This is a genomic window from uncultured Mucilaginibacter sp., from assembly GCF_903913935.1.
Lineage (GTDB): Bacteria > Bacteroidota > Bacteroidia > Sphingobacteriales > Sphingobacteriaceae > Mucilaginibacter.
The window spans coordinates 1-8,231 of the sequence record NZ_CAIWNH010000222.1 but is presented as its reverse complement, the minus strand read 5'-3'; the positions used below and the strand labels follow the sequence as shown (position 1 = coordinate 8,231).

The window sequence follows — 8,231 nt, the reverse complement described above, 5'->3', positions numbered from 1 at the left end:
TTTTATTTTAATACTGTCGGTAACCTTTGCTTTTACGTAGCCTTTGTTTTGAATGAAACGCTCAATTTGGATCCGCGAAAACTCAACCAGGTTACTGTCTAAAATTGCAGGTGGATCACCGATATCACGCTTTCCGTGCATGCTAAAAAGGTAATAAAATTGCAGGTTGAGCCAGTTATTTGGCTGTTGCTCTTTATCCACATAATTGATGGCCGGTACCGCGAATTCTTTTTCGATCCCTTTAATTGTAATTTTACGAACCAGTGCCTGCCCTGGCTGGAGCCTGCGGGTTAAACTACAGCTACAGACCAGAAAGAGCAGAAGAATACTTAATATTGCAAAACGGTTACTACCAGGGCTTGTATATGCTTTCAAAATCTCAAATCAGTTTACTAAGGTCCCTTCAATCAAAAAAAGATCGTTTGGAACACGGTTTGTTTATGGTTGAAGGCTATAAATCAGTTATTGAATTTATAAATTCTCCATACCGGGTGGATGCCGTTTACCATACGGCTTCTTTCGACCCAAAAATGCTGAAATTATCCCGAAATATAAACTTATGTGAAATTTCCGTTACAGATATGGAAAAAATCAGCAGTTTAAAAACCCCACAAGAAATTATCGCAACGGTCAGCATCCCTTCCTGGCCTGTACTCAATAACGCAAAGCTTCAAAAAAAGTTCACAATAGTTTTAGATGGTATACAGGACCCGGGCAATATGGGCACCATTATCCGGACTGCCGATTGGTTTGGTATTGCACAAATCATTTGTTCAGCCGATACCGTTGATGTATATAACCCAAAAGTAGTGCAGGCAAGCATGGGCTCCCTATCCCGCATCAATGTTTATTATGCCGACCTCGCTGCTGTTTTACCCTACCTTGGCCTGCCGGTATTTGGCGCTATGCTGAACGGGGAGAACCTTTATAGAACTAATTTCGGGCAGGAGGGCCTGATCGTTATGGGAAATGAGGGAAATGGGGTACGCCCGGAAATTGCCCGCCTGGTGACGGCAGCGGTAACCATTCCGCGTACAGGGAACGCGGAATCGCTGAACGTTGCCATTGCCACAGCACTTTTTTGTTCTGAAATTAGCAGAAATTCATAGAATAAAGTTGTCGGTCAATAAATAATTGCTATTTTTGCAGCCTTGAAAAACGGTCGGGTGGCCGAGTGGCTAGGCAGAGGTCTGCAAAACCTCCTACAGCGGTTCGAATCCGCTCCCGACCTCGAATATTAAAAACATTAAATTAACAACATCATGGGCGTTACCCGTTTAAAAAGAAAAGACAGAAAAAATAAAACTACTTCAAGGTTAGAAGTACAATTTTTAAAACTGGCCACCAACCTTGAGCTTGGAAGCCGTTCTGCAGAGCCAAAAAATAGCCAGATCGCAAAAAACAATGCTGCTTTATTAAAAGCTGCTGCTGCAAAATAATTACAGCCAATTTTTTGCTTTTAATGATATCTAAATCCTGCTGGTTTTAAACCGGTAGGGTTTTTTTGTGAGGTGATTTTTTGTCTGAACTAAGATTCGTAAGATTGTAAGATGATAGGATTGAAAAATCAATTTAATCTTGTAATCTGTAAAATCAGTGATCCAGTAGCCTCTTATTGATCCTCTTTATCAGCTCCGGCCCTTCATAAATAAAACCTGTATATAATTGGATCAGCGATGCGCCGGCGTTTATTTTTTCCAACGCATCTTCCGGCGAGTGGATCCCTCCTACCCCGATGATCGGAAATGCCCCTCTTGATTTTTCATGCAGGTAACGGATCACTTCGGTCGACCGTTGGGTTAATGGCTTTCCGCTTAAACCGCCGGTTTCATTTTTTACATCACCTTCTATTGTCAACCCTTCCCGGCTAATGGTGGTATTGGTAGCGATAACACCCGCAATTCCAGTTTTCTGAACAATTTCTACAATATCATCCAGTTGCTCGTTGGTAAGGTCGGGCGCTATTTTTAACAGGATGGGCCTGCTGATTCCGTTTTTATTATTTCGTTTTTGCAGTGTATCCAGCAATTGCATCAACGGCTCTTTTTCCTGCAAAGCACGCAAGCCCGGCGTATTAGGCGAACTCACATTCACCACAAAATAGTCAACCACATCAAACAGCCGGTCAAAACATTTGATATAATCGCTTACAGCGTCTTCGTTCGGCGTAACTTTATTTTTGCCGATATTGCCACCAATGATGATGCCTTTTTGATAGCTTTTAGCATTCCGCCTGAAGGTTGCGATACGTTCAGCAACCACATCAACCCCTAAATTATTAAAGCCCATCCGGTTGATCAGTCCACCATCCGGGGGCAGCCTAAACATCCTTGGCTGCGGATTCCCAGGTTGCGGCAACGGCGTTACCGTCCCTACTTCTATATAACCAAAGCCAAGGTTTGCCATTTCACCAATAAACTCGCCGTTCTTATCGAACCCGGCGGCCAGGCCTATCGGGTTTTCAAACGTCAAACCAAACACTTTTTTTTCCAACCGCGGATCTTTCATATGCCATAAAGCCCGGCTGATTGCTGCCCCTCCGGGAAAGTGGTTAAAGCGCCTGAGACCAGCCGTTACAAGATGATGCACCTTCTCGGGGTCGAACTTAAAAAGTATGGGTTTTAGCAAGAAATACATGCGGGCGAAGTTAGGGGTTTTGGTTTAAGGTTCATAGTTGGGTGCCAATTGTAAATCAAAAAATGCCCAGGATCATTTAATTTTATTTTTGACGAAAAAATATTTTCTATATTAGCAACACAATTTGTTTTTGGCGTAAAATCTGCCATGAACTATGAATCATCAATTATGAGCTTCTTTCAAAATTCCCGTCGTAATTTTATAAAAAATGCCTCCATCGGGGTTGTTGCGGGCTTAGCAATGCCTGAAATTGTAGCAGCTGCTATTAAGCCTGGAAGCATAAAAAAAATAAAGCTTGAAAAAGACAATGTTATCCTGTTCCAGGGTGATTCCATTACCGACTGGGGTCGCAGCCATGATGCTACTGTACCCAACGCCAGCAATACCCTGGGATCGGGATATGTATTATTAACAGCCGGCCATTTGCTGCTTGATTTTGCGGATAAAAACCTGAAGATCCACAACAAAGGCATCAGCGGGAATAAAGTTTACCAATTAGCGGAGCGCTGGGATATTGACTGTCTTCAACTAAAGCCCGATGTATTGAGTATCCACATCGGCGTAAACGATTACTGGCATACCATCACCAATGGCTACACAGGCACTATTGATACCTATATCGCTGATTACCATAAACTGATCAACCGCACCAAAGAAGCATTGCCAAATATCAAAATAATCATCTGCGAGCCTTTTGCAACAAAAGGCGTTAAAGCTGTTGACGAAAAATGGTACCCGACTTTTGATTTTTTCAGAAAGGCGGCCCATGATATTGCCGGCGAATATCATTTACCCTTTGTACCCTACCAGTCAGTATTCGACAAAGCTCTGGAAGTTGCCCCGGCCACCTACTGGAGCCTGGACGGGGTACACCCCAGCGTAGCCGGCACCGCTTTGATGGCGAAGACGTGGATGGAAGCTGTAGGTTAGAGGTAAAAGGCAAAAGGTTCAACGTTTTTATAACAACGTTTTTAAGTTTCGATCTTAGGTTTCTTCTTTTTCCTTTCAGCCTTTTACCTTTCGCCTTTCACCTCAAAATCGTATCTTTGCGCCCAAATGATCGCTATTAATAACCTCACGTTCGAGATTGGTGCACGGGCCCTGTATGATGAAGCAAACTGGCATATAAAACCAGGTGAAAAGATAGGCCTTATCGGTGCCAACGGGACCGGAAAAACTACGCTACTAAAAATTATTGTCGGGGATTATAGCCCAACCTCGGGTACCATATCCATGGCTAAGGACATTGCCATTGGCTACCTTAACCAGGACCTGCTCTCCTACTCGTCGGACAAAAATATACTGCATGTGGCCATGGAAGCTTTTGAGCGCCAAAACCAGCTGCATGATGAGATTGAAAACCTGCTGCAAAAACTGGAAACAGATTATACAGAAGACCTGTTGCACAAGCTGAGCGACAAGCAACATGAGTTTGAGTTGCTGGACGGTTATAATATTGAATACAAGGCGCATGAGATATTAGCCGGCTTAGGTTTCACCGAAGCTGATACACACCGCAAATTGAGCGAATTTTCGGGCGGGTGGCGCATGCGGGTAATGCTTGCCAAAATATTATTACAGGCTCCTGATATCCTGTTACTGGATGAGCCAACCAACCACCTCGACTTACCCTCCATCCAATGGCTGGAAGATTACCTGAAAGCTTTTGACGGCGCTGTCGTAATTGTTTCGCACGATAGGTGGTTTTTGGACAAAGTAATTAACCGCACCGTTGAATCCCGCAAAGGAAAGCTGACAGTTTATGCGGGTAATTATTCCTTTTATTTAGAAGAAAAGGCCCAGCGTGAAGAAATTCAAAAGGGTGAGTTTAAAAACCAGCAATCAAAAATAAAACAGGAAGAACGTTTGATCGAGCGTTTCAGGGCAAAGGCATCCAAAGCTAAAATGGCGCAGTCGCGCATCAAAGCCCTGGACAAAATGGAGCGCGTAGATGACGTGGATGATGATAACCCTTCGGTAAATTTCAGCTTCCGGTTTTCAAAACAATCAGGCCGGCATGTGGTAACGCTGGAAAATATCACCAAAAAATATCCCGCAATAGACATACTAGACCATACTGAAGCGATCATCGAAAAAGGCGACAAAATAGCGCTGATCGGCGCGAATGGCAAAGGTAAGTCAACATTGCTCCGCATTATTGCCGGGGCAGATACAGATTATACGGGTAAATCCGAAACCGGCCATAATGTGACCCAAACCTTTTTTGCACAGCATCAGCTGGAGGCGCTGCACCTTGAACATACAGCGCTACAGGAATTACAATCTTTCGCGCCAAAGCATACGGAGACCGAGCTGCGTACCATTTTAGGTTCGTTTTTATTTACCGGCGATGATGTGTTTAAAAAGATAAAAGTATTATCAGGAGGCGAAAAATCGCGCGTTGCACTGGCAAAAGCGCTAACTGCGGATGCTAACTTCCTTGTACTGGATGAGCCTACCAACCACCTCGATATTCAATCAGTAAATATCCTGGTACAAGCATTACAGCAATTTGAAGGTACGCTGATCGTTGTTTCCCACGACAGGTATTTCCTTGATAATGTAGCCAATAAAATTTGGTTTATTGAAAACCAAAAGATCAAACAATACCCGGGTACTTACAGGGAGTTTGATGAATGGTACGCCAAACGCAAAATTGAACCAAAGGCCACCGCTGCTGCCCATGCGCCTAAAAAGGAAGAAAAAAAGGAACAGGCTCCGGCTAAGCAACAGCATTCAGAAAACAAGTTTCAGCAGCTGAAAAAATTGAACCAGGACCTTGGCAAAATGGAAGAACAAATTGCCGAACTGGAAAAAACCGTAAAACAACTGGAAGCACAACTTGCCGACGATAACTTATACCATGATGCTGCCAAAATGAAACAGGTAAACAGCACTTACGAGTTAAAGAAGCTGGACCTGGGTCATTTACAATTAAAATGGGAAGCCCTGGCTGAGCAGATAATGGAATTGGAAGCGTAGTTTGATTTCGGAATTCGGGTGTTCGATTTCGGATTTTATTCTTGATCTAAACGTTTTTAATCCTTCTTTACCGCTCGCGGTAGCGAGGGAGGTCGGGCAAAGCGATGACCGGGGCAGTAAACTATACGAGCGGCATTGGGGCTGGTCGGATTCATTTATGAAGAAACCTTATATCCTATTCTTCCTCTTACTGATCAATGCGATATGTTTCGCCCAATCCCCCTATACTGATTCCGTTTACCACCCTGAAATAAAAAGCGTTGAATTTTACAACACTAAAAAGCAGGCTTCATTTCCGTTGATCACTTTAGCCTCGGGAGAAAAAGTAATGCTGGCTTTTGATAATCTGCATGGCGGAAGCGAGGAGTATTATTACACCATTGAACATTGTGATGCTCTTTGGAATTCCTCAAATATTTCAACAATAGAATACCTTCAGAATTATTCGGACGATAAGATCATCAATTATACCTACTCGCTCGGAACGTTTCAAAAATACACCCATTACGAACTAACGCTTCCGAACGAAAATATCGCTCCAAAAATACCCGGCAATTATATTTTAAAAGTTTATGAAGACGCTGATCAAAGTAAACTCGTTTTAACCCGCCGCCTTTATGTGCTGAACCCTAAAATTGGCATCAGCGCAGAAATGACACCTTCGGTTGACAATTCAACGCGGCCAACCAACCAAAAGATCAATTTCACGCTTAATTACGGCAACCTACCGGTTCAAAACCCGGCAACCAACCTGCGGACCGTGATCATGCAAAACAACCGTCCTGAAACAGGCATCCAGAACACGCAGCCTACTTATATTCGCGGCACCGAATTAATTTTCAGCGACGTAACTCAAAATGATTTTCCAGGCGGAAATGAATTCAGGCATTTTGATACCCGTACTTTAAAGTTAAACTCTGAGCGTGTGCTCCGGTTGATGCATGATACTGCCAACACCGTCATCATGTTAACGGACCCCGACCAGGGCCAACTACCCAACTACAGCTTTCAATACGATTTGAACGGCAGTTTTTATGTACTGAACCAGGATGGCACCGACCCGCGTACGGATGCTGATTATGCCCATTTGTATTTTACTTTAAGCACCCAAAAATCGCCAAATGATGGTGCGCCCTACCTGGTTGGCCGTTTTAATGATTTTAAGCTGGATGAAAACAGCAGGATGCATTATGACGCCAACAACAATAAATTTGCTATCGCGCTGCATTTAAAACAAGGGGTGTATGATTACACCTTTGTTTGGGTTGAAAAAGCAAACGGCAAAGCCGATGACACCGCTTTGGAAGGCAGCCATTTTGAGACCGAGAATGATTACCAAATACTAGTTTACTACCGCCCGCCCGGCGCCCGCTGGGAAGAGTTGATCGGCTTCAGGCTGTTGAATACTGCAAAAAAATAATAAAACATTTCCATTTACCCAAACTCCTACCCTGGGATATACCTGATTGCGAAGATTTATCTGTTTAATCAAATAAATCAGCTTCATCTGTGATTCAGACAAGTTGAATAAATTAAAATTTCACCTTCCGCTAAAACATTTAGCCCCTATATTTCATTATATTCATAAATCATACACTAATATTTGAAAAACGTATATCATTGGCACAATTTGGACGCATAGCCCTTAAAACAATTCTATGGATTCTGGGAAGTATCGTCTTCTTGGTATTGCTTATTATTATTTTGATCCAGGTGCCGTCGGTGCAAAACTTTGTAAAGAATAAGGCCGTTACACTCATACAAAACAAGATCCATACTAAAGTTAAAATCGGGCATATTACACTAGGCTTCCCAAAGATGCTGGTGCTGGAAGATGTTTACTTCGAGGACCAGAAAAAAGATACGCTGATTGCAGGTAACAAGCTGAAGGTGGATATTGATATGTGGGGTTTACTCCACCATAAGGTTGAAGTGAGCGAGATCGACCTGGATGGTATCACCACCAATATTAACCGCGGCGCTGACAGTGTTTTCAACTTCCAGTATATCCTCACGGCATTCGCCGGGGAACAAAAAAAACCGGTAAAACCTACAGATACAACGACTGCCATGAAATTTTCCGTAGGAAAAATTGTGCTGGATAAGATCAACTTATCCTATAAGGATGTGATTACTGGCAATAACGTCAAATTCATTCTGGGCCATTTTGATACCCGTATCAAAGACTTCGACCTGGACAAAATGAAATTCACCATCCCGAAGATCAGCATTTCGGATGTCGACACGCGCATTATCCAAACAGCCGTAGAAAGACCTTCACTAAACGCTGCGCTGCCCCTTGACACTGCAGTGAAACCCATAAATGTTACGTTGAACCTGGGTACCATAGATATTTCAAAAATAAAAGTCGATTACCGCGGCCCTCAAATGTCCACTAATGTAAATCTAGGCCAGTTATTAGTCGAAATGGATAAGATCGACCTTAAAAATCAAAGAATCGGTATCAAAAGCATTGAGCTGAACAATACCAGGGCCGGGCTATCGCTTGCCAAACCGCAGCACTTAAAAACCGAAGTGATAAAAGCCGTTAAGAAATTGGATACGCTTGTTGCCTCGCCGCAAAAATCCATTGGCTGGCATGCAGTAATAAA

Annotated in this window: 7 protein-coding genes, 1 tRNA gene and 1 pseudogene; 7 read left to right on the top strand and 2 right to left on the bottom strand. The window is 43.1% G+C overall.

Going from position 1 to position 8,231, the window contains the following annotated elements:
• Positions 1 to 375: pseudogene (locus QZY09_RS08565) on the bottom strand (hypothetical protein); the annotation flags it as partial.
• On the opposite strand from QZY09_RS08565, the gene QZY09_RS08560 reads away from it, so the two are divergent.
• The 3 genes from QZY09_RS08560 to QZY09_RS08550 all read left to right on the top strand — a co-directional run bounded on the left by QZY09_RS08560 (position 366) and on the right by QZY09_RS08550 (position 1,439).
• Entirely contained in the window at positions 366 to 1,109 is a 744-nt protein-coding gene (locus QZY09_RS08560; RefSeq protein WP_295671046.1) for an RNA methyltransferase, read from the top strand. The pseudogene QZY09_RS08565 and the gene QZY09_RS08560 overlap by 10 nt on opposite strands.
• 51 nt (positions 1,110 to 1,160) lie before the next feature.
• A tRNA-Cys gene (locus QZY09_RS08555) sits at positions 1,161 to 1,231 on the top strand.
• 31 nt (positions 1,232 to 1,262) lie between these two features.
• Positions 1,263 to 1,439, top strand: a complete 177-nt coding sequence (locus QZY09_RS08550; RefSeq protein WP_096353617.1) for a spore protein — start codon at positions 1,263 to 1,265, stop codon at positions 1,437 to 1,439.
• Between the two features lie 154 nt (positions 1,440 to 1,593).
• Here the strand turns inward: QZY09_RS08550 and QZY09_RS08545 are convergent, their stop codons facing one another.
• Entirely contained in the window at positions 1,594 to 2,637 is a 1,044-nt protein-coding gene (locus QZY09_RS08545; protein WP_295671043.1) for a quinone-dependent dihydroorotate dehydrogenase, read from the bottom strand.
• Between the two features lie 168 nt (positions 2,638 to 2,805).
• Here QZY09_RS08545 and QZY09_RS08540 point away from each other — a divergent pair, with 168 nt between their 5' ends.
• The 4 genes from QZY09_RS08540 to QZY09_RS08525 all read left to right on the top strand — a co-directional run.
• On the top strand, positions 2,806 to 3,567 hold the full coding sequence (locus QZY09_RS08540) for an SGNH/GDSL hydrolase family protein (protein ID WP_295671040.1): 762 nt from the start codon (positions 2,806 to 2,808) through the stop codon (positions 3,565 to 3,567).
• A gap of 126 nt (positions 3,568 to 3,693) precedes the next feature.
• Positions 3,694 to 5,619, top strand: coding sequence for an ABC-F family ATP-binding cassette domain-containing protein (locus QZY09_RS08535; RefSeq protein ID WP_295671037.1), 1,926 nt, complete (start codon positions 3,694 to 3,696; stop codon positions 5,617 to 5,619).
• Between the two features lie 157 nt (positions 5,620 to 5,776).
• Complete coding sequence (locus QZY09_RS08530; protein ID WP_295671033.1) at positions 5,777 to 7,039, top strand: DUF5103 domain-containing protein; 1,263 nt, start codon at positions 5,777 to 5,779, stop codon at positions 7,037 to 7,039.
• A gap of 200 nt (positions 7,040 to 7,239) precedes the next feature.
• A partial coding sequence (locus QZY09_RS08525; protein ID WP_367119193.1) for an AsmA family protein occupies positions 7,240 to 8,231 on the top strand: 992 nt, incomplete at its 3' end.

Excerpts from the sequence above, each read along its gene's own strand:
- QZY09_RS08560 (WP_295671046.1), top strand. The coding sequence starts at position 366 with ATGCTTTCAAAATCTCAAATCAGTTTACTAAGGTCCCTTCAATCAAAA.
- QZY09_RS08550 (WP_096353617.1), top strand. The coding sequence starts at position 1,263 with ATGGGCGTTACCCGTTTAAAAAGAAAAGACAGAAAAAATAAAACTACT.
- QZY09_RS08545 (WP_295671043.1), bottom strand. The coding sequence starts at position 2,637 with ATGTATTTCTTGCTAAAACCCATACTTTTTAAGTTCGACCCCGAGAAG.
- QZY09_RS08540 (WP_295671040.1), top strand. The coding sequence starts at position 2,806 with ATGAGCTTCTTTCAAAATTCCCGTCGTAATTTTATAAAAAATGCCTCC.
- QZY09_RS08535 (WP_295671037.1), top strand. The coding sequence starts at position 3,694 with ATGATCGCTATTAATAACCTCACGTTCGAGATTGGTGCACGGGCCCTG.
- QZY09_RS08530 (WP_295671033.1), top strand. The coding sequence starts at position 5,777 with ATGAAGAAACCTTATATCCTATTCTTCCTCTTACTGATCAATGCGATA.